Annotated in this window: 21 protein-coding genes; 10 read left to right on the forward strand and 11 right to left on the reverse strand. The window is 61.4% G+C overall.

What is annotated here, in order from left to right; all coding sequences use genetic code 11:
* Positions 1-37 precede the first annotated feature (37 nt).
* The gene (locus ACSQ3G_RS09540) at positions 38-430 is read left to right on the forward strand and encodes a MerR family transcriptional regulator (protein ID WP_037082306.1); all 393 of its coding nucleotides are present in this window, start codon (positions 38-40) and stop codon (positions 428-430) included.
* 15 nt (positions 431-445) lie between these two features.
* Here the strand turns inward: ACSQ3G_RS09540 and ACSQ3G_RS09545 are convergent, their stop codons facing one another.
* On the reverse strand, positions 446-1,432 hold the full coding sequence (locus ACSQ3G_RS09545) for an acetyltransferase domain-containing protein (protein ID WP_436109853.1): 987 nt from the start codon (positions 1,430-1,432) through the stop codon (positions 446-448).
* A 23-nt stretch (positions 1,433-1,455) separates the two neighbouring features.
* Positions 1,456-2,154, reverse strand: coding sequence for a DUF599 domain-containing protein (locus ACSQ3G_RS09550; protein WP_105404875.1), 699 nt, complete (start codon positions 2,152-2,154; stop codon positions 1,456-1,458).
* Between the two features lie 114 nt (positions 2,155-2,268).
* Here ACSQ3G_RS09550 and ACSQ3G_RS09555 point away from each other — a divergent pair, with 114 nt between their 5' ends.
* The 3 genes from ACSQ3G_RS09555 (at position 2,269) to ACSQ3G_RS09565 (ending at position 4,590) form a co-directional block, all read left to right on the forward strand.
* Positions 2,269-2,499, forward strand: coding sequence for a hypothetical protein (locus ACSQ3G_RS09555; RefSeq protein WP_436111767.1), 231 nt, complete (start codon positions 2,269-2,271; stop codon positions 2,497-2,499).
* Positions 2,500-2,682: 183 nt separating this feature from the next.
* On the forward strand, positions 2,683-4,083 hold the full coding sequence (locus ACSQ3G_RS09560; RefSeq protein ID WP_436109854.1) for an L-serine ammonia-lyase: 1,401 nt from the start codon (positions 2,683-2,685) through the stop codon (positions 4,081-4,083).
* Between the two features lie 69 nt (positions 4,084-4,152).
* Positions 4,153-4,590 (forward strand): DUF1489 family protein, encoded by a 438-nt coding sequence (locus ACSQ3G_RS09565; protein ID WP_436109855.1) that lies wholly within the window; start codon positions 4,153-4,155, stop codon positions 4,588-4,590.
* Between the two features lie 15 nt (positions 4,591-4,605).
* Here ACSQ3G_RS09565 and ACSQ3G_RS09570 read toward each other — a convergent pair whose 3' ends face one another.
* From ACSQ3G_RS09570 to ACSQ3G_RS09595, 6 genes are all read right to left on the reverse strand, one after another.
* Positions 4,606-4,875: a hypothetical protein gene (locus tag ACSQ3G_RS09570; protein ID WP_436109856.1), complete on the reverse strand. Its 270-nt coding sequence runs from the start codon at positions 4,873-4,875 to the stop codon at positions 4,606-4,608.
* 86 nt (positions 4,876-4,961) lie between these two features.
* Positions 4,962-6,404, reverse strand: a complete 1,443-nt coding sequence (locus ACSQ3G_RS09575; protein ID WP_436111695.1) for an SPOR domain-containing protein — start codon at positions 6,402-6,404, stop codon at positions 4,962-4,964.
* A gap of 277 nt (positions 6,405-6,681) precedes the next feature.
* The gene (locus ACSQ3G_RS09580) at positions 6,682-7,416 is read right to left on the reverse strand and encodes a hypothetical protein (RefSeq protein ID WP_436109857.1); all 735 of its coding nucleotides are present in this window, start codon (positions 7,414-7,416) and stop codon (positions 6,682-6,684) included.
* A 227-nt stretch (positions 7,417-7,643) separates the two neighbouring features.
* Positions 7,644-8,255 carry a transglutaminase-like cysteine peptidase gene (locus tag ACSQ3G_RS09585; protein ID WP_436109858.1) on the reverse strand — a complete coding sequence of 204 codons (612 nt, stop codon included), beginning with the start codon at positions 8,253-8,255 and terminating at the stop codon, positions 7,644-7,646.
* A 542-nt stretch (positions 8,256-8,797) separates the two neighbouring features.
* Positions 8,798-9,409: a PilZ domain-containing protein gene (locus ACSQ3G_RS09590; protein ID WP_046666919.1), complete on the reverse strand. Its 612-nt coding sequence runs from the start codon at positions 9,407-9,409 to the stop codon at positions 8,798-8,800.
* A 112-nt stretch (positions 9,410-9,521) separates the two neighbouring features.
* A complete protein-coding gene (locus ACSQ3G_RS09595; RefSeq protein WP_436109859.1) occupies positions 9,522-10,103 on the reverse strand; it encodes a PAS domain-containing protein in 582 nt (193 codons plus the stop codon).
* A 220-nt stretch (positions 10,104-10,323) separates the two neighbouring features.
* On the opposite strand from ACSQ3G_RS09595, the gene ACSQ3G_RS09600 reads away from it, so the two are divergent.
* Positions 10,324-11,082, forward strand: coding sequence for a rhomboid family intramembrane serine protease (locus ACSQ3G_RS09600; RefSeq protein WP_436109860.1), 759 nt, complete (start codon positions 10,324-10,326; stop codon positions 11,080-11,082).
* Between the two features lie 129 nt (positions 11,083-11,211).
* Positions 11,212-11,646 carry a CBS domain-containing protein gene (locus ACSQ3G_RS09605; protein WP_105424449.1) on the forward strand — a complete coding sequence of 145 codons (435 nt, stop codon included), beginning with the start codon at positions 11,212-11,214 and terminating at the stop codon, positions 11,644-11,646.
* A 63-nt stretch (positions 11,647-11,709) separates the two neighbouring features.
* Here the strand turns inward: ACSQ3G_RS09605 and ACSQ3G_RS09610 are convergent, their stop codons facing one another.
* The 3 genes from ACSQ3G_RS09610 to folE all read right to left on the reverse strand — a co-directional run bounded on the left by ACSQ3G_RS09610 (position 11,710) and on the right by folE (position 13,881).
* Complete coding sequence (locus ACSQ3G_RS09610; protein WP_105404866.1) at positions 11,710-12,669, reverse strand: patatin-like phospholipase family protein; 960 nt, start codon at positions 12,667-12,669, stop codon at positions 11,710-11,712.
* A 107-nt stretch (positions 12,670-12,776) separates the two neighbouring features.
* The gene (hisI, locus tag ACSQ3G_RS09615; RefSeq protein ID WP_436109861.1) at positions 12,777-13,238 is read right to left on the reverse strand and encodes a phosphoribosyl-AMP cyclohydrolase; all 462 of its coding nucleotides are present in this window, start codon (positions 13,236-13,238) and stop codon (positions 12,777-12,779) included.
* A 28-nt stretch (positions 13,239-13,266) separates the two neighbouring features.
* Entirely contained in the window at positions 13,267-13,881 is a 615-nt protein-coding gene (folE, locus tag ACSQ3G_RS09620; RefSeq protein ID WP_436109862.1) for a GTP cyclohydrolase I FolE, read from the reverse strand.
* Between the two features lie 286 nt (positions 13,882-14,167).
* Between folE and ACSQ3G_RS09625 the strand changes: the two genes are divergently transcribed.
* From ACSQ3G_RS09625 to thrS, 4 genes are all read left to right on the forward strand, one after another.
* Complete coding sequence (locus ACSQ3G_RS09625; protein WP_046666915.1) at positions 14,168-14,617, forward strand: iron-sulfur cluster assembly scaffold protein; 450 nt, start codon at positions 14,168-14,170, stop codon at positions 14,615-14,617.
* A 4-nt stretch (positions 14,618-14,621) separates the two neighbouring features.
* Positions 14,622-14,999 (forward strand): membrane protein insertion efficiency factor YidD, encoded by a 378-nt coding sequence (gene yidD, locus ACSQ3G_RS09630; RefSeq protein WP_436109863.1) that lies wholly within the window; start codon positions 14,622-14,624, stop codon positions 14,997-14,999.
* Positions 15,000-15,006: 7 nt separating this feature from the next.
* On the forward strand, positions 15,007-15,531 hold the full coding sequence (locus ACSQ3G_RS09635) for a DUF1697 domain-containing protein (protein WP_436109864.1): 525 nt from the start codon (positions 15,007-15,009) through the stop codon (positions 15,529-15,531).
* 126 nt (positions 15,532-15,657) lie between these two features.
* On the forward strand, positions 15,658-17,670 hold the full coding sequence (gene thrS / locus ACSQ3G_RS09640; protein ID WP_436109865.1) for a threonine--tRNA ligase: 2,013 nt from the start codon (positions 15,658-15,660) through the stop codon (positions 17,668-17,670).
* The last annotated feature ends 105 nt before the right edge of the window (positions 17,671-17,775 follow it).

Here is a 17,775-nt window from a genome sequence, read left to right on the forward strand (position 1 = left end):
GTAAAAGTCAATTAGTTTGGCTGACGAGTAGCAGGACATGATCGTGAACAAGTATTATAGCATTACGGAGCTGACGCGTGAATTCGGGGTGTCGACCCGCACGCTGCGCTTCTACGAAGATGAGGGTCTTATCCACCCCGAACGCCGGGGTCGCACGCGGCTTTTCCGCGCAACGGATCGCCGGCTGATCCAGGAAATCCTGCGCGGCCGCCGGATCGGCTTCACGATCGCCGAGATCCGCGAAATCATCCAGGTTTACAAGGAGCCGCCGGGAGAGCTGGGGCAGCTCAAGCTCTTGATGACGCGCCTCGACGAGAAGCGCAACGACCTGCGCCAGAAGCGCAAGGATATCGACGACACGCTGAGCGAACTCGACAATGTCGAGGAAGCCTGCCTGACCCGGCTCGCCGAAATCGGCGTCGGCACCTGATCTTCAAAGCGACCGCTATTGCGCCTCGATCGAGCACTGTTCGGCGAGCGATTGCACCCTTTCGTCCTGCGCGGCGATGGCGCCGGACTGCAGCGGCGTCATCAGAGACTGCGCGATCAGCTTGTCCGCCGTGCAGCCGCAGAACTTCTGGCAGAGGCCGGCGTCGTTGCCCTGGCCCGTGCAGCCCGCCTCGCAGCTTCTGACATAGCCGATCCGCGGATCGGGCGGCGGGGCCGGATGCACCAGCGAGAAGAGATAGACCAGCGCGATCAGTACCGGCTGGTGGACGAGATAGACGATCAGGCTGTGGCGACCGGCCTTCGAGAGAAGGTTCTGCCGCGTCTGGACCGCTGCGAGCTTCGGAAGCCAGTTTTTCGATAGCGCCAGCCGCCCGACCGCCACCCCGGCCAGAAGTGCCGCGATCCAGGGAAACAGCGGCACATAATCGTTCGAACGCGGCGGGATTTCCGCAAAACCGAGCCAGCTCAGGTAACGGGCGTTGAATAAAGCCCAGTCAAACGCGCCGGGGAAAAGACTGTAGTCGACGATCATAGCTGCCGCGACGAGGACGACGACGGCACCCGTCAGCAACGGGGGCAGACGCAGGAAGGCGAGACCGATCAGGCTCGACAGCGCGATATTGTGCAGGATGCCGAAATAGATCCATTCGCTCGGAAAGGCGACCAACGTCGCGATACTGATCGCGAGTGCGGCACCTGCGACCATCGCAAAACGCTTCCAGAAGGGCTCCCAGCGGATCTTCGGGAAATGTGCGAGGACGAGGCTGACGCCCGCCAGGAACAGGAACGAGCTGGCGATCGAGCGGGCATAGACCTTGAAGAACCCTTGAGTCGCCGTGCCGGGATCGACATAGCCGAAAAACTCGAGATCCCAGGTGAAGTGGTAGGTCGCCATGGCTATGAGGGCGACGCCGCGCAGCGTATCGATCAGCGTGATGCGGGGTCTGCGCAGGGCGGGATTTTCGGTTTCGGCAACGGTCACTGCTTGTCTTTCCGGATCAGATCTCAGGGCGTCCCACGGTCCATGATCGCCAGCCGGGCCTCGGAAAAATACTGGCGGCGGGTGAGCACGACAATCACGACGACGGTCATCGCGATGAACATATAGGGCCCGATGAACCAACCGAGATAGCCGATCGACAAAAACAGCGCGCGCAGGCCGGAATTGAAGTGGCCGGCCGCGATCGTGTTCATCCGCACCACCTGATCGGCCGCCCGCTCGGCCGCCGCCCGGTCGGCATGGGTATCGTGCAGCATCGGCAGGGCGCCGAAGAGAATGGTGCAGTAGTTGAACAGCCGGTAGGACCAGCCGAATTTGAAGAAGGAATAGCCGAACAGGAAGGTGAGGCCGGCCACCTTGAGTTCAAAGGCGGTGCGGCCGCCGTAAGCGACGAAGGGCAGGTCGCGGAAGACCGCTTCCACCTGTTCGGTGGCGCCCAGCAACGCGAAACAGCCGCCGATCGCAAAGATAGACGTCGAGGCGAAGAAGGCGGTGCCGTTCTGCAGACCCGCCAAGATCTGAGTGTCGATCATCTTCAGGTCGCGTCGGAGCGAGTTGTAGATCCAGTCCTTCCGCCGTTCGGCCATCGCCCGGTTGAGGCTGGCGCGCGGAAACAGCCGCGAGCCGGCGCCGGCGGTTATCCAGGAATAAAGGGCCCAAAGCACGGCAAAGAGGGCAAGCGCAACATAATCAGCGTTCGTCATAGGCCTCACCGTCGGAATCGGACTTGATCCGTCCCGTCATGCTTTGTTTCGGTTTCGGCGGCAAGCCTCCTGCATCGGCAAGGGAACTATTTGGGGCGGGCAGGCGTTGCGAACATGACCAGCCTGGAGTTCCGCCATGTTTCCGCCATTTTTGGATTGCGCTGGCGGCGGGATTTTAATAGACCATTAGCCATGACGACCCGAAGTGGACGTTTATCAATGCGGCAAGAACCTGGAGACGACATGGAAGATACCGTTCAGAAGTCCTGCTGGGGCGTGACCTTCAAGGCGCTGGTAGGATTTGCAGGTGCCTTGGCCCTCGCATATCTTTTCGGCGCTATCTGACCGTCTCAGTGAAATTCCGGAATTTCGGTTCTCGGCGTGGTATTCGTACCGCGCCGTTTCTATTTTAAGACCATGTCGCGGCCGGCTCACCGGATGTCGGGCAATCGCCAAGGCATGGCGGCACTCTGACATAGGTTTGGCTGACATAAGCTTGCCCATCCTCGTATCACCGCACGGATTCTCATGTTCCTGTCCGTTTTCGACGTTTTCAAGATTGGCATCGGCCCATCGAGCTCCCATACGATGGGACCGATGTCCGCCGCCAACCGATTCCTGGAGCTTATCCTGTCCAACGACTGGCCGCGGCCAACCGGGGCACATGTCGCGGCGCTGAAGGTAAGCCTGCACGGGTCTCTGGCGTTCACCGGGATCGGTCACGGGACGGGCAGGGCGGTGATACTGGGTCTGGTCGGCGAGGAGCCGCACGCCGTCGATCCGGACAGGATGGACGAGATCATCGGCGAAGTGGAGCGCAGCGGCCGCGTCATGCCGCCCGGCCATCCGGCTTACGAATTCCAGCCGAAGGCCGACCTGATCTTCGACAAGAAGCAGCCCTTGCCGGGCCATGCCAACGGCATGAGTTTTTCCGCCTTTGACCGCGACGGCCGGCTTCTGCTGAAACGTATCTACTATTCGATCGGCGGCGGTTTCGTGGTGACGGACACCGAGCTGGAGGCCATGCGTACGCCTAAGAAATCGGCAGGCGATGCGCGCATTCCCTATCCTTTCGCCTCCGCCAGGCAGATGCTCGACATGGCGCGCGGTTCGGGGCTGACGATCGCCCAGATGAAGCGCGCCAACGAAGAAACCAGAATGAACTCCGCCGAACTCGATGCCGGCCTCGACCGCATCTGGGAGGCGATGTCGAGCTGTATCGACCGCGGCCTCAAGGTCGACGGGATCATGCCCGGCGGGCTGAAGGTGAAGCGTCGGGCGAAGGTGATCCACGACAAGCTGAATGAGGAATGGCGCAGCAACCGGCTGAACCCGTTGCTCGCCAACGACTGGCTGAGCGTCTATGCGATGGCCGTCAACGAGGAGAATGCCGGCGGCGGGCGGGTGGTCACGGCACCGACCAACGGCGCGGCGGGCGTCATCCCGGCGACGGTACGCTATTACCTGCATTTCCATGACGACGCGACCCAGGCCGACGTTCACAACTTCCTGCTGACGGCGGCCGCAATCGGCGGCATCATCAAGCACAATGCCTCGATCTCGGGCGCCGAAGTCGGCTGTCAGGGCGAAGTGGGCTCGGCCGCCGCCATGGCCGCGGCAGGGCTTGCAGCCGTCATGGGCGGCTCGCCGGAGCAGATCGAGAACGCCGCCGAGATCGCGCTTGAACACCATCTTGGCATGACCTGCGATCCGATCGCCGGTCTCGTGCAGGTGCCCTGCATCGAGCGCAATGCGCTCGGGGCCGTCAAGGCGGTCACGGCCGCCTCGCTCGCCATCAAGGGCGACGGGACGCATTTCGTGCCGCTTGACGCTTGTATCGAGACGATGCGCCAGACCGGCAACGACATGAGCGAGAAATACAAGGAGACGTCCACAGGCGGCCTTGCGGTCAACGTCGTCGAGTGCTGAACCGTCCGCGCTGTGGAGTGAACCGAGCAAACGCTTGACCTCACGTGCGGATGGGTCTTCAACCAAACCATGGCTCTACATCTCATCAAACTCTGCGTCGGCGCCGATTCGATCCAGGATCTCCAGGACTGGGTCGCCGAGCGGTCGCTCAATGCGATGACTGCCGGCCTCGAGCCGCACAGCATCCATACGACCCGCATGGCGCCGAAGCGCATGGAGGAACTGCTTGACGACGGATCGCTCTACTGGGTGATCAAGGGGCAGGTGATGGCGCGGCAGAAACTGCTCGACATCCGCGCGGTTACCGGCGGCGACGGAATCCAGCGCTGCCAGCTGGTGCTCGGGCCCGAGGTCATCGAGACCGCGCCGCAGCCGAAACGGCCTTTCCAGGGATGGCGGTATCTGAAAAGCGAAGAAGCGCCGCGCGACCTCGGCAAACTGGGCGAGGACGTGGCGGCGCTTCCGGAAGATCTGCGGCGGGAACTCGCCGAACTCGGACTTCTGTAGCGGCTGATCTTTCGATCAGCGAAGCCTGATACGGACTGGCGCACGGCCGGCGCGAATGCCGATATGCAGGTGGACATTGGCCTCCGGCTGGGAATGCCGCCAGGCGCGGGCACCGTGGCTGAGCAGCATGGCGACCAGATCGCGGGTCTTTTCCTTGGAACGGTTCAAGCCGAGACCGGCAAGCCGCATGGCCGCCTCGTGAAGCGGGTTGAGGGCGACGCTCTTCGCCCTAGACTTCTGCGCCGGCTTGAAGGCCAGTTCTGCGCTGTTTTCATTCATTGCCATCGGAAACCCCGTCTACTCGTTACTCTCGAGATCCCTCCGCGCCGAAAACCCGGCGCGGGTATTTCCTTGATCGCCGGCGGCGACGCTCACTGAAGCGACGCCCAGCAGCTGATGCCCTTCTTCTTCAACAGGTTGCAGGCATCGATGGCCGTCTTCTGGTCGTCGAAGCCGCCGAAGCGGGCACGGTAGATCTGTTCGCCATTGTTGCTGAAGGCGACAGTGAAGGGTTTGGCGGAACGCAATACCTTGCCGCCTTTATCCTGCGCATTCTGCAGGAGATCCTGTGCTTGTTTCTGGTTCGGCGACGCGCCGATCTGAATGACCCAGCCGTTCGCTGCTATCGCGGCCTCGGAGGAGGGCTTTGCAGCTGCCGCAGAGGCAGAGGCCTTGGTGGAAGCGGTCGTCACTTCATCGACGGCAGAGCGGCTCGTCCGGTGCGCCACGGCCACTTCGGTCTTGGCCGGCATATATTCTGGAGCCGGCGTCGGGACGGCGGAGGCACCGGCCATTGCCGAGTTCATCGCCTGGGTGATGACTTTCTTCTGTTCCGGTTCCGCGGCATAGGCCGATGCGGCGGGAGCCATGGCTGCAGCCTGCTGCTCGGCATAACGGGCGCCCGGCAGCGGACCGCTCGGCGGCAGGTCGAGCGCAGCCATCTGGCGCGCGTCGGACTGGGACGCGGCAACCGGCGAAGCGGACCGGACCGGCAGAGAAGGAGCGGGCGCAGCCGGGGCAGCCGGAGCCACCTGAGCGATCAGGTTGTTGTTGCCGCCGCGAGATGCCTCCGGAAGATATTCCGCGACCAGCTTGCGCATCGTTGCGTCACGGGCGGCACTGGAGCGGCCACCGAGCACGACGGCGACGATCGAACGTCCATCGAGCTGGGCCGAAGTCGCAAGATTGCTGCCGGCGGCGCGGGTGTAGCCGGTCTTGATGCCGTCGACGCCCTTGACGTTGCCAACCAGGCGATTGTGATTGCCGATCGTCTGCTTGCCGAAATTGAAGCTGCGGATGGCGAAGTAGCCGTAATATTGCGGGAAATGCTGGCGCAGGGCCATGCCGAGACGCGCCTGATCGCGCGCCGTCGTCATCTGCGCGGTGTTCGGCAGGCCGTTGGCGTTGCGATAGGTGGTGCGGGTCATGCCGAGCGCACGCGCCTTGCCGGTCATCAGCGATGCAAAGCGATCCTCGGAACCGCCGATGAATTCACCGAGAGCGGTGGCAATGTCGTTGGCGGAGCGGGTGACGAGTGCGCGGATGGCCTGATCGACCGAGACCGAGCCGCCGGCGCGAACGCCGAGCTTGGAAGGCGGCTCGGATGCAGCATGAGCGGAGACCGGGACTTGCGTGTCGAGGCTGATCCGGCCGGCTTCAAGCGCTTCGAAAGTCAGGTAGAGCGTCATCATCTTGGTGAGCGACGCGGGGTAACGCAGACCATCCGGATCCTCGGAATAGAGAACCTTGCCGGTCTTGGCGTCGACGACGATACCGGCATATTTCGGACCGGCGGCAGCCGGCGTCGAAAACATCGAAATCGCCACAGCCAATGTGAAGAGAAACCCGAGGAACCGTCCCGGAACCGTCGCATCACCCTTCGAAGGGAATGCAGAGAACATTTTTTTCGACACTGCCGCACTCATCGCTTGCATCACATCAGTCATATCCGGACGCGCCCCCGCCACGACCGTTACCCATCAATCTAGGGGATTAGCGTTACCAAGAGGTTTATGATGAACAGCAGCTTGCTTCGATATACTGCATTTTAGACATCAACTTGGGGCTTGGACCCGACGCGTCCGCGGCGGCTTATTTCGCCAGCCGGTTTTCGACAAAGAGGCGAACTGCGGCATCAATATGTTGCCAATCCCTCAAAAGCGCACTGGAGAAGCGATAAAGTATCGTCAGGTCCTGCCCGATGTGGATATCCCGCTGGCAGTCGCCGCTGGTCGCCCTCTCGCCGGCAACCGGCAGCACGCAGCGCACGACGTAATCGGGCGCGTCGGCGACCCGCCCCGTCAGGACGATTTCGCTGCCGTAGCCCGAATCGGCGCGCAGCCGGTGAAGCGTCAATCCGAAGGCCGCCTGCTGCGGCGCTCCCTCGAACAGTTTGGAGTATATCGGCTCCAGCCGCCCCGACATGTCGCGAGACATGGTGCTCTGGGATAATTGCAGGAAAATCAATGAGGAAGACTGGCCGACATCATCGAAACGAGACCGCAGGCCGGCACTGTAACCTTCGAGCTCCGGCCATGTGAGATAGAGATCGACGCGCTCGGTGATGCCGGCCCGGCGCTGGTCGCGGAAGCGGATCGTGTTGGCCGGAAGCTTGAGCTTGTCCTGGCCGATCCGGATCAGGAATTCTTCGGTACTGTCGGTATGGCCGGCAAGCGCGATACGCTGGCCGAACCAATGGCCACTGATGCTGATCGCCGCCGTCAACAGAGCAAGGACGGCAATGACGACAGTCAGCCGATAGACGAAGCGATTGGAGAGGAGCGGTGCGTCTTCTGCAGCCGAGAGGTTCCGGGCCGGACCTGCCATGACGTGCGCTCCATGTTCTCGTTCGAGAGGGGATTCGCCAGCGCCGGAATGGGACAGGAACACGGGAAGAGGCCAGGCGATTTGGCCGCAGTCTGGATCGTTATGATTAACGCTTCGTAAAGCAGATCAAGTCCGGGACAGTTCGGGCGATCGCCTGCAGATGTGCGGTCGTGCCCATTGACCGCGGCTCGGGTCGCCGCGGTCTCCTGCCGATAGGAGAGGTGGGATTACTGGCCGACCGAGCCGACGGCGGTGGCGCGACCGTCCTGCAGCTTGACCCAGCGGGCGGGATCGTCGTTCGCCTGGCGCTTCAGGAAGGTGTATTCGGTATCCGACCAGACCATGACCTTGTTGCGCATGTTGTCGAGCACGAAGTCGCCGCGATCGGTGCGGACCGTCAGGACCGCGTGACCTTCGCCATTCGGCTGCAGGACGACGGTAATCAGCAGGTCGGACGGCGAAAAGCCCTTCGAGATCAGCATCTTCCGCTTCAGAAGCACGAAGTCTTCGCAATCGCCGACGGTGCGGGGATAGGCCCAGCGCTCTTCGACACCGTAGATGTCCTGATCGGTCATCGGCGTGATCGAGGAATTGACCGTGTAGTTGATGTCCAGAAGCGTGCGCCACTTGTCTTCGGTCAGCGCCAACGGGCCGGCGTCCTTGTAGGTCGCGGCGCATTCGCTGACATAGGTCTTGCAAAACTCATAGTGGCCGAGCGGCGGATTGGCCTGGCCGAGAACACGCACGGAGCCGGTCGGCATGCCGAACGAACTTCCGGCGGTAAAGATCGCCACGGCGGCGGTGATGGCGGCGAGGCCCAGTCCCTTGCTGTACTTCATTTTTATGTCTCCCCGTTGTGGGAAGAACACTGCCAGACAGGGTTTGATCGACTGGAAAATCTCGCAGTAAAATCAATATCTTATTTGAATTCAATTCGCCTAAAACATGGCTCAAATGCATCTCGAACTTTCATAAAATTCAAGGCAAATTTGCCATTGGTTTTCATAAAATGCGCTTTATCGGCGACGGCCGGCATGGCCGTTTTCCCGCTATCCAACTGTAATTCAAGCACTTCTTGCGAACGGCTGGAGCAGTCGCCGGAGCGTCGAGAACCCGGAAATGGCGGCGGTTGGTTGTGTTCAAGCAGGAGAGGAAAGGGCAGGGTGAGGGTGCACCACAGCCAAATCGGGCCTACCAAGGTCGATTCACGGCCTCAAAAAAAGTGCCGAAAGGGGACATTTTTTTGAAAGAAAGCCCGTTTCGGCACAAGCCGCCGGTTTTTCCCGGCCTGTCCAGCAACGAAACGGGACGGCTGGCGGAGGCGGACAACAAAAAAGCGCCCCGAACGGGACGCTTCCGGATGGCGATGGTAAAAATGCTTTTAGAGGAATTCGGTCAGCGTTTCGCGCGACTGGATCGAATTGAACTCGATCGCCACGCCTTCCATGAAGTGGCGCACAACGCGGCCGCGCATGTTGCCGAGCCGGACGGGTGTGCCGAGAGCCGGGCGGATATCGATATCGACGGCCGCGCCGGATAGCGAAAGGTCCACGATGCGGCAGGCATAACGCCGGCCGTCGTCGAGCGTGATCTCCGTGCGGGTAATGCGCGGCGCCAGGCGATCATGGCGGCGATCTTCCGGCAGGCCGAGTTCATGCTTGTTGGCGATCCAGGTCAGCTGGGCGGCCAGTTTCTCGCGCTTGCGGTCCGTCGCGTTGATCGACATCACGAAGCCGGTATCCGACACGCTGACGACCATGCCTTCCAGTCGGCCGATATGCTCTAGATAGGCAATCACGCGCTCGCCGACGAGAGGACGACCGACGCAGGCAAAGCTGACGTCGCCCGGCGACATGTCCACGACATTGCAGGGAAATTCCTCATGCGTCGCCAGCATCAGCCGTCCTGGAATATTGACGGACACGCGCTGGAAGGAACGCTGTGCGGGAACGCTGGGTGTAGATGGAGTATGAGCCGGCTGAAATGAATACATTTGAGAGAGCTTTTCTCTTCTAAGTCTATCGTTAAGAGTATTAGCGCGCCTCGGTTAACAGAAGGTTTTGGAAGGCGCCGCCGCTGCTATCTGCCGCGACCGGCATTCGCTCTCATGAGGGAGGGCGGTCGGACGGAAGCCGACCTGACGTGTTGCGGAAAATCCCGCGATCGCCCGTGACCGGTACGCCGAAATGCGAACCGCTGCCGGTCAGGAACGTCCAGTTCTCGAGCGTCAGGAACGTGGCCGGCGTCGCCGTTACGGGATAGGGAGAGAGCCGGGGCAAGAGGGCGCCGAAAATGCGGTCGCTCGCTACCGTCTCCGCCGATCGGATTGGCAGAAGCAACATCTCATAGGCATGGCGGATGTGGCCATTCGAGGCGAGAACGTCCAGAAGCGCCGGCTGTTGCGAATGAATGACGCTATGGGCGATTTCCACCGGCTGCCGGTGGTCGGTTTCCGGCCAGACATCCGCAAAAGCCTGGCCTCGGAATTCACGATCGAATAGTTCGCAGATGCGGGTACCGGCCAGGCGGAATACCAGCGTGCCGGCAGGGTCCATGGCAGCCATGAAAAGATGCGGAAGAAGATGACGCAAGGCGGCTGGATCGATCTCGGTCTTGAGGGGAACTGCCCCGTCGTGCTTGAGATTGATCCAGTAGTCGAAGATCGCCCGGCTGGCCTGGTTGCGCATTCATCTTACCTGTTGCATTTCGAGACAGATCGCGCTTCATGCGCGGCTGGTCCTTCTTCAGCAGCGAAATCCGTGCCACGGCAAAGGGGTCATGGTTAACGATCCATGATCTGCCGATGCGCTGGCGTTACTGTGATCCCGGTATGCTTTCATTTGAACGGCCGCTCCTATATGGCTGTCGGCCATTCCGCCGGGGAATGAGAAGACGGAAGGGACTGGCATGAACGACGGGCCGGATATGGCAAACGAGCAGCCCGAGGCGGATGACGACGCCGAGCGCTCGCAGCCGATTTTCAATCTTCCGCGGAGCCTTGTCGTGACGCTGGCTCTGCTTGCGGTCATCTACATCGTGCAGGACTATGTGCTGGACGAGGATACGCGCGCCTATATGGTCGTCAATCTGGCGTTCACGCCGTTGCGTTACGTCTATCCGCTCGGCGAGCAGGGTTTTGCATGGGCGTGGACGCCGGTCACCTACTCGCTTCTGCACGGCGGCATCGAACACATCCTCTTCAACGCGCTTTGGCTGATGGCCTTCGGGGCGCCGGTTGTGCGACGGATTGGCACCCTGCGCTACGTGATCTTCTGGATTCTCTCGGCGGTGGCCGCAGCCTTCTTCCACGCCGCGCTCAACTGGGGCAACGAGACGCTGCTGATCGGCGCGTCGGGGGTCGTCTCGGCGCTGATGGGGGCCGCCTGCCGTTTCGCCTTCCCGGAACGTCGGGGCTATGACCGAACCCACGGCCATCTTTATCCGCGTCAGTCGATCCTCGGCTCCTTCCGCAACCGCACCGTGGTGATCTTCACGGCCATGTGGTTCGCCGGTAACCTGCTGATCGCCTTCGGGGTGACACTGTTCGGCGCGGATATGGGACCGATCGCCTGGGACGCGCATATCGGTGGCTTCCTGTTCGGCTTCCTGCTGTTCGGTCTTTTCGATCCCTTGCCACGCCGCGTCATGCCGCTCGCGCGTCCTTGATCTCTTTCTTGATCTCTTTCCCGCCTCGCTCTACACTTCCGCATACGTGCAGGGACGGTTCCTCCACCCAGGCGCTTTGCTTTCGGGAACGGACAATGTCCAAGCCGAACTGGTTGCGAGGAGAGAGCCATGGCAATAGTCGTCAAGAACATGCTGGATGCAAAGGGGCGTGACGTGGTGACCGTCGGTCCCGACAAAACGCTGCTCGAAGTCGCCGGTATCCTCAACGACAAGAAGATCGGTGCCGTGGTGGTGATCGGCATGGAAGGCCGCATCGCCGGCATCTTCACGGAACGCGATCTGGTGCGTGCCGTTGCCGGCAAGGGCGCCGCCGTGCTCGATCAGCCGGTCAAGTCGGCAATGACCACTTCGGTGCAGCGCTGCAAGGACGAAACGACCGTCGACGAACTGATGGGAATGATGAGTTCGGGCCGTTTCCGCCACGTGCCCGTCGAGCAGGACGGCAAGCTTGCCGGCATCATCTCGATCGGCGACGTGGTAAAATCGCGCATCCGCGAGATCGAACTGGAGGCCGAACAGATCAAGGCCTATATCGCCGGCTGATTTTTGGCCGAGCCTCGCCGAAGGGCGAGGCTCTTTACATATGTGGCGAGGCGAGATGCCCGCTCAACGAGCGAAAACTTCCTGCATGCGCTTCAGCGCCGAGATTTGCGCCATCGTCTCCGTATAGCCGCGGTCGATCGCTTCGCCGGCGCGGTGGAATTCCGACAGTCCGATATCGGCAAGCCGCGGATGCAGCGCCAGGTCCGGCGGATCGCCCGCAAGCCGCGCCCGCGAGATGCGTTCCTGGATGATGTTGAAAGCTTGCACCATGGTGCCGGTCAGACCGACGCGGACATCCTCGGGTTTCTTGCGGCCGTCATCGATCGGCTGGACGCTGGCATTGTGCTTGACGACAGCCGACCGTCCGAAAATCTCATAGTTCAGGTTGACGGCGACCACGAGCGGCTGCTCATAGGCGCGGCATACCGAGGTCGGCACCGGATTGACGAGCGCGCCATCGACGAGCGTGCGGTTGTTGCATTTCACCGGTTCGAAAATGCCCGGCAGGGCGTAGGAGGCGCGAAGCCCGGTGATCAGCGAGCCGCTGGAGATCCACACTTCATGGCCGGTGTGAAGTTCGGTCGCAACCGAAACGAAGGGGCGGTCGAGCTCCTCGATCGACAGGCCTTCGAGATGTTCCTGCATCCGCTTGGTCAACCGCATGCCGCCGAGAAGGCCGCCGCCGCCGATCGTCAGATCGAGCAGGCCGGCGATGCGGCGCATGGTAAGCGACCGGGCGAAGGTCTCGAGTTCGTCGAGCTTGCCGGCAAGATAACATCCGCCAACCAGAGCGCCGATCGAAGTGCCGGCAATCATGCCAACCTCGATCCCGGCTTCGTCAAGCGCCCTGAGCACGCCGATATGCGCCCAGCCGCGGGCGGCACCGCCGCCGAGGGCGAGGGCAAGCTTTGCTTTTTTGGGGGATTCGATGATGGGAGGAGGGGTAGGTTCGAGGATGTTCGTTTCGCCGCCGTCGGCAGGTGCCGCTTGCGGATCGTGACGGTTCCAACTCCAGTTCAGCATCGATAAACGCCCTCCACAGCTGAACAACCCCGGTCTGCCGATTAGCGCACCAACAGATTTCGAAATCGTTTATTCAGTCGAGACATGCCGAAAAACGAGGCAGATCCCTAAATGGTTCCTTGATCCGAATAGACCACACCCGGGTCAAAATGACGCTGATCGTCGGTGATTTCAAGAACCGCCCGGCCATCACTTTGGGTAACAGTCCGATAGAAACAGGAGCGGCGTCCCGTATGGCATGTGGCGTCGTGCCCGGCGACCGAGACCTTGAGCCAGACAGCGTCCTGGTCGCAATCGGTGCGCAGTTCATGAACGGTCTGGAGATTGCCGGAGGATTCGCCCTTCTTCCAGATCTTGGCACGCGAGCGGCTGTAATAGTGGGCGATGCCGGTCTCAACCGTCAGCGCCAGCGCCTCGGCATCCATATGCGCGACCATCAGCAGTTCGCCGTCGCGGATATCGGTGACGACGGCGGTGACGAGACCGTTCTGATCGAAGCGGGGCGTGAAGGCGCCAGCGCCTTCGAGTTCCGTCTTGTCGGCGGAAGGCGGGTCGAAAGAAAGCGGCATGGTGAAACTCCGCCCGGGCAACCGCGTATCAGCGGTTGCGGGCCAACGTGAAGAAACGGGCCTGTTCGGCGGCGTTCGCCTTGAACTCGCCGGTAAACGTCGTCGTCATCGTATGCGAGCCCTGCTTCTGCACGCCGCGCATTTCCATGCACAGGTGCTCGGCCTCGATCATTATGGCGACGCCGCGCGGCTTTAACGTTTCCTGGATCGCATTGGCGATCTGCGCTGTCAGGTTTTCCTGGGTCTGCAGGCGGCGGCCGAAGATCTCGACGACGCGGGCGATCTTCGAGAGCCCGAGGACGCGGCCGTTCGGCAGGTAGGCGACATGCGCCTTGCCGATGATCGGCAGCATGTGGTGTTCGCAATGGGAGAAAAATGGGATGTCGCGCACCAGCACGATATCGTCATAACCCGAGACTTCCTCGAAAGTGCGGCCGAGCACATCCTCCGGCGACTGTTCGTAACCGGCAAACAGTTCGCGGTAGGCGGTAGCAACGCGCTTCGGGGTGTCGAGCAGGCCTTCGCGAGCCGGATCGTCACCTGCCCAGCGCAGCAGAACACGCACCGCTTCTTCGGCTTCCTGCTGCGAGGGCCGGACCTGCTTCTCTTTCGAAGCCGGGAAATTCTTCACTATGGCATCCATCTATCGTCTCCTGATGCGGTTCAAGGCCGCATCCGACTGGCGTTACTCACGGACTGACCAGCCGCTGGGCACCTGCGGCTGATTTTTGGGCAATCTGGGGTTATCTGACCTTCGGCGAACATTTTTACAAGATATCCTATTCCGTTTTCGGTAGGATTTCGTGAAAACATCCTTTCTTGATGATCTCGCCCGGACATCACATATAATGGCAGGAAGCCTTTTATGGTAGCCCGCCGGACGTGACGCAGTGTTCAACGAGCGACGGCGGTTTCAAAAGCGAGCCTTGATGGACGACATCTATAACAGCAAAATCCTCGAATTCGCCGGCAATATCACTCATGCGGGCGTGTTGCCCGATGCGGATGCGAGTTCCGAAAAACATTCGAAACTGTGCGGCTCGAAGGTACGCGTGCATCTGAAGATGGACGGCGACCGGGTTACGGATTTCGCCCATGAGGTCCGCGCCTGCGCACTCGGCCAGGCCTCGTCCTCGATCATGGCGCGGCATGTGATCGGCGCAACGACAGCAGAAATCCGCAAGGCGCGCCAGGACATGCTCGCCATGCTGAAGGAAGACGGCGAGGGGCCGGACGGCCGGTTCGAGGAGATGCGTTACCTGAAGCCGGTCAAGGACTACCGAGCCCGCCATCCCTCCACCATGCTGACCTTCGAAGCGGTCGTCGATGCGATCGACCAGATCGAGGCGAGGGAACGGTCCGAAGCGGCCACCGTCTGATCCGATGTGCAATGCCCCCGATTGCCGGCATTCCAGATCCGAACCGAAGGCAGGCCGCTCACGCAACTGGACCGGCCCGTTTGCCAAGACGCCCGGCCGGCTATTCGGCATGGGGCTGATCCGCCTCTACCAGCTGACCCTGTCAGGCTTCATCGGCAATTCCTGCCGGCATATTCCGACCTGCTCGGAATATGGATATGAGGCGGTGGCGCGGCATGGGCTGTGGCCGGGCGGATGGATGACGCTGTTTCGGGTGGGGCGCTGCGGGCCTGGTGGTACAAGCGGTCTCGACCCGGTACCGGAAGCGCTCGAAGGGCGGCAGCATTGGTGGACGCCATGGAGATACTGGCGCCGTCATGTCAAACCGGCATCGCCTCCATGAGGAACCGATGATCACCTATGTCGCGCTGCTTCACAGCATCGTTCTCGGCGGCGGCAAGCGGGTCGTGATGGCCGACCTGCGCGCCATGGCTGAGGATCTCGGCTATCGGAATTGCCGGACCCTGGTTTCGACCGGCAATCTCGTCTTCGAAACCGGCAGGTCATCGATCGGCGATCTCGAGCAGCGACTGGAGACCGCCTTCGAGAAGCAGTTCGGCAAGCATGTCGATATCATCGCTAGGACAGGTGCCGACTGGCTGAAGCTCGCGGCCGGCAATCCTTTTCCGTTGGGGGAAGGTTCCGAGGTCGGCGTGCGGGTGATGCGACAACCGCTCGACGAAAGTATCCTCAACCTGCTCGAGCGCCACCGCGGCGAGGAGAAGATTTCCATCGTCGACGGCGATCTCTGGGTGGACTTCGGCGGCAAGGCGAGCGAGACGCGGCTGCTGTCGGCGATGACCACCAAGAAGCTCGGCATCGGCACGATCCGCAATGCCAACACAGTCGCCGGGCTTGCCGAAATGATCGGCTGAGCGGCTGCTCGCCTTTACTAAAACGCCAAAAGCATTTATCAGCCACGCCGGCTGCGCCCTAAGGGCGAACCGCCATTTATTCCAACACCACCCGCATTCGTTGGCGGGACTGGACAGGAGAAAGACATGTCCCAATCCGTTTCCCTTACATTTCCCGATGGCTCCGTCCGCGTTTTCGACGCCGGCACGACCGGCCGTGACGTTGCCGAGAGCATTTCCAAGTCGCTCGTCAAGAAGGCTATCGCCGTCACCATCAATGGCACCGTGCAGGATCTCGCCGAGCCGGTGACCGACGGAAAGATCGAGATCGTCACCCGCACAGACGCCCGAGCGCTGGAACTTATCCGCCACGACGCCGCCCATGTGATGGCGGAGGCGGTGCAGGAACTCTGGCCCGGCACGCAAGTCACCATCGGCCCGGTGATCGAGAACGGATTCTATTACGATTTTGCCCGCAACGCGCCCTTCACGCCCGACGATCTGCCGAAGATCGAGGCGAAGATGAAGGAAATCATCGGCCGCAACAAACCGTTCACCAAGCAGGTCTGGTCTCGCGAGAAGGCCCGCGAAGTCTTCGCAGCCAAGGGCGAGGGCTACAAGGTCGAGCTGATCGATGCGATCCCGGAAGACCAGGACCTCAAGATTTATTATCAAGGCGACTGGTTCGACCTCTGCCGCGGTCCGCATATGGCCTCGACCGGCCAGATCGGTACGGCCTTCAAGCTGATGAAGGTTGCCGGCGCCTATTGGCGCGGCGACTCGAACAACGCCATGCTGACCCGCATCTACGGCACCGCTTGGGCGACGCAGGAAGAACTCGACCAGTACCTGCATGTGCTGGCCGAAGCTGAAAAACGCGACCATCGCAAACTCGGCCGGGAAATGGACCTCTTCCATTTTCAGGAAGAAGGTCCGGGCGTCGTGTTCTGGCATGGCAAGGGCTGGCGCATGTTCCAGACGCTGACCGCCTATATGCGCCGCCGGCTCGCCGGTACCTATGAGGAGGTCAACGCGCCGCAGGTTCTCGATGCCTCGCTCTGGGAGACGTCTGGTCACTGGGGCTGGTACCAGGAGAACATGTTCGCGGTGAAGTCTGCCTATGCCTTCACGCATCCGGAAGACAAGGAAGCGGACAACCGCGTCTTTGCGCTGAAGCCGATGAACTGCCCGGGCCACGTGCAGATCTTCAAGCATGGCCTGAAGTCTTATCGCGAACTACCTATCCGGCTTGCGGAATTCGGCCTCGTGCATCGCTATGAAGCATCCGGCGCGCTGCACGGGCTGATGCGTGTTCGCGGTTTCACCCAGGACGACGCGCACGTCTTCTGCACCGACGAGCAGATGGCCGCCGAATGCCTGCGGATCAACGACCTGATCCTGTCGGTCTACGAGGATTTCGGCTTCAAGGAAGTCGTGGTCAAGCTGTCGACCCGGCCGGACAAGCGTGTCGGCACCGACGCGCTTTGGGATCGTGCCGAATCCGTCATGCTCGATGTCCTGAAGACGATCGAGGCGCAGTCGGAAGGCCGCATCAAGACCGGCATCCTGCCGGGCGAGGGCGCGTTCTATGGTCCGAAGTTCGAATATACGCTGAAGGACGCGATCGGCCGCGAATGGCAGTGCGGCACGACCCAGGTCGACTTCAACCTGCCGGAACGGTTCGGCGCGTTCTACATCGACCAGAACTCGGAAAAGACCCAGCCCGTGATGATCCATCGCGCCATCTGCGGTTCGATGGAACGTTTCCTCGGCATCCTGATCGAAAATTTTGCGGGCCACATGCCGCTGTGGTTCGCGCCGATGCAGGTGGTGGTCGCGACGATCACTTCGGATGCGGACGATTACGGCCGCGAGGTCGCAGAAGCGCTTCGCGATGCGGGCATGGTCGTCGAGACCGATTTCCGCAACGAGAAGATCAACTACAAGATCCGCGAGCACTCGGTCACCAAGGTGCCGGTGATCATCGTCTGCGGCAAAAAGGAAGCCGAGGAGCGTTCGGTCAACATCCGCCGCCTCGGCTCGCAGGCCCAGACCTCGATGACGCTGGAGGAGGCGATCGCCTCGCTCAGCCTCGAGGCAACCCCGCCGGACGTGCTGCGTCGCCTCGAAGCCAGGAAGGCGGCAAAGGCAGCAGCCTGACTCAACTCATGACGGCGCCTGTGAATGCAGGCGCCGTCAAATGCGATAGGGCAACGATAAGATGAGATGGCTTCGTCGGGCTGGCTGAGGTTCGGCAATCGCTGC

Origin of the sequence: Neorhizobium tomejilense (assembly GCF_964254135.1) — a bacterium.
Classification (GTDB): Bacteria; Pseudomonadota; Alphaproteobacteria; order Rhizobiales; family Rhizobiaceae; genus Neorhizobium; species Neorhizobium tomejilense.

What these genes read in the sequence shown, in the direction of transcription:
- ACSQ3G_RS09540 (WP_037082306.1), top strand. Translation starts at nt 38, where the DNA reads ATGATCGTGAACAAGTATTATAGCATTACGGAGCTGACGCGTGAATTC.
- ACSQ3G_RS09550 (WP_105404875.1), bottom strand. Translation starts at nt 2,154, where the DNA reads ATGACGAACGCTGATTATGTTGCGCTTGCCCTCTTTGCCGTGCTTTGG.
- ACSQ3G_RS09555 (WP_436111767.1), top strand. Translation starts at nt 2,269, where the DNA reads ATGACCAGCCTGGAGTTCCGCCATGTTTCCGCCATTTTTGGATTGCGC.
- ACSQ3G_RS09560 (WP_436109854.1), top strand. Translation starts at nt 2,683, where the DNA reads ATGTTCCTGTCCGTTTTCGACGTTTTCAAGATTGGCATCGGCCCATCG.
- ACSQ3G_RS09565 (WP_436109855.1), top strand. Translation starts at nt 4,153, where the DNA reads ATGGCTCTACATCTCATCAAACTCTGCGTCGGCGCCGATTCGATCCAG.
- ACSQ3G_RS09570 (WP_436109856.1), bottom strand. Translation starts at nt 4,875, where the DNA reads ATGGCAATGAATGAAAACAGCGCAGAACTGGCCTTCAAGCCGGCGCAG.
- ACSQ3G_RS09575 (WP_436111695.1), bottom strand. Translation starts at nt 6,404, where the DNA reads ATGTTTTCGACGCCGGCTGCCGCCGGTCCGAAATATGCCGGTATCGTC.
- ACSQ3G_RS09580 (WP_436109857.1), bottom strand. Translation starts at nt 7,416, where the DNA reads ATGGCAGGTCCGGCCCGGAACCTCTCGGCTGCAGAAGACGCACCGCTC.
- ACSQ3G_RS09585 (WP_436109858.1), bottom strand. Translation starts at nt 8,255, where the DNA reads ATGAAGTACAGCAAGGGACTGGGCCTCGCCGCCATCACCGCCGCCGTG.
- ACSQ3G_RS09590 (WP_046666919.1), bottom strand. Translation starts at nt 9,409, where the DNA reads ATGTATTCATTTCAGCCGGCTCATACTCCATCTACACCCAGCGTTCCC.
- ACSQ3G_RS09595 (WP_436109859.1), bottom strand. Translation starts at nt 10,103, where the DNA reads ATGCGCAACCAGGCCAGCCGGGCGATCTTCGACTACTGGATCAATCTC.
- ACSQ3G_RS09600 (WP_436109860.1), top strand. Translation starts at nt 10,324, where the DNA reads ATGAACGACGGGCCGGATATGGCAAACGAGCAGCCCGAGGCGGATGAC.
- ACSQ3G_RS09605 (WP_105424449.1), top strand. Translation starts at nt 11,212, where the DNA reads ATGGCAATAGTCGTCAAGAACATGCTGGATGCAAAGGGGCGTGACGTG.
- ACSQ3G_RS09610 (WP_105404866.1), bottom strand. Translation starts at nt 12,669, where the DNA reads ATGCTGAACTGGAGTTGGAACCGTCACGATCCGCAAGCGGCACCTGCC.
- hisI (WP_436109861.1), bottom strand. Translation starts at nt 13,238, where the DNA reads ATGCCGCTTTCTTTCGACCCGCCTTCCGCCGACAAGACGGAACTCGAA.
- folE (WP_436109862.1), bottom strand. Translation starts at nt 13,881, where the DNA reads ATGGATGCCATAGTGAAGAATTTCCCGGCTTCGAAAGAGAAGCAGGTC.
- ACSQ3G_RS09625 (WP_046666915.1), top strand. Translation starts at nt 14,168, where the DNA reads ATGGACGACATCTATAACAGCAAAATCCTCGAATTCGCCGGCAATATC.
- yidD (WP_436109863.1), top strand. Translation starts at nt 14,622, where the DNA reads ATGTGCAATGCCCCCGATTGCCGGCATTCCAGATCCGAACCGAAGGCA.
- ACSQ3G_RS09635 (WP_436109864.1), top strand. Translation starts at nt 15,007, where the DNA reads ATGATCACCTATGTCGCGCTGCTTCACAGCATCGTTCTCGGCGGCGGC.
- thrS (WP_436109865.1), top strand. Translation starts at nt 15,658, where the DNA reads ATGTCCCAATCCGTTTCCCTTACATTTCCCGATGGCTCCGTCCGCGTT.